This window comes from Streptococcus danieliae (assembly GCF_009767945.1).
Lineage (GTDB): Bacteria > Bacillota > Bacilli > Lactobacillales > Streptococcaceae > Streptococcus > Streptococcus danieliae.
The window spans coordinates 1-838 of record NZ_WSRS01000169.1 but is presented as its reverse complement, the minus strand read 5'-3'; the positions used below and the strand labels follow the sequence as shown (position 1 = coordinate 838).

2 pseudogenes are annotated in these 838 nt (G+C 35.2%); both read left to right on the top strand.

Annotation, left to right across the window (positions count from 1 at the left end):
- Nucleotides 1–125 precede the first annotated feature (125 nt).
- Nucleotides 126–356: pseudogene (locus E5983_RS09255) on the top strand (DUF1430 domain-containing protein); the annotation flags it as partial.
- Nucleotide 357: 1 nt separating this feature from the next.
- Nucleotides 358–690 (top strand): annotated as a pseudogene (locus tag E5983_RS10065) (ATP-binding cassette domain-containing protein); the annotation flags it as partial.
- Between the last annotated feature and the right edge of the window lie 148 nt (nucleotides 691–838).

The following is an 838-nucleotide window of genomic DNA, read 5'->3' as shown; positions in this document are numbered from 1 at the left end:
GAATCCATTTTTATCCTTAGAACAGATTGAACGACAAGAAAAATCATCAGAAATTGCCATTGTTTTTTGGCAATTTCTGATGATTTTTTAGCTATTTACACGGAGTTGTTTGAGGTATGAATAATTTGGGTATTAAACGAATTTCAGGTCTAGGCTTCTTAGAAATTCATCGCAACTATCTTTTCGTTCAAATAGCCGTCTTTTTATTGGGATTTGTAGCTAGTCTGTTTCTGGAAGTAGAGCTACTGGTTGCCTTGTTGGCCTTATTATTCTTTACCATTCTTTCCATTTTACAGCTACAGAATCAAGTTAGAAAAGAAAATGAAATGAGTACGCTTGTTTTAAAGGGAGGTTAATATGATTCACCTTGAAAATGTGAGTAAAGCTTTTGGGGAAAGGCGTTTGTTTTCGAATCTTTCCATAACTTTTGAAGCTGGGAAAGTTTATGCTTTAATTGGTTCAAGCGGTAGTGGGAAAACAACTCTAATGAATATGATAGGAAAATTAGAATCTTATGATGGAACTATTTTCTATCGGAATCGAGACTTGGCTAGTTATCAGTCGACAGATTTTTTCCGTCATGAGCTAGGGTACTTGTTTCAAAATTTTGGTTTGATTGAGGATCAAACAATTGAAGAAAATTTAAGGGCACCTCTAAAAACCAGAAGTATTCCGTCATATAAAAAAAGAAGGGACTCTTGCCCTCCAATTTCCAGCAAAAGTCCCTGTATTTCCTACTTTTCTATCCCGATTATCGGGAGAATTCTGATTTTTGGGCGCACTAAGCCCATGTATTCAAATTCAGTCGTTTGATCTGTTCAAAACGACAAATATTGTA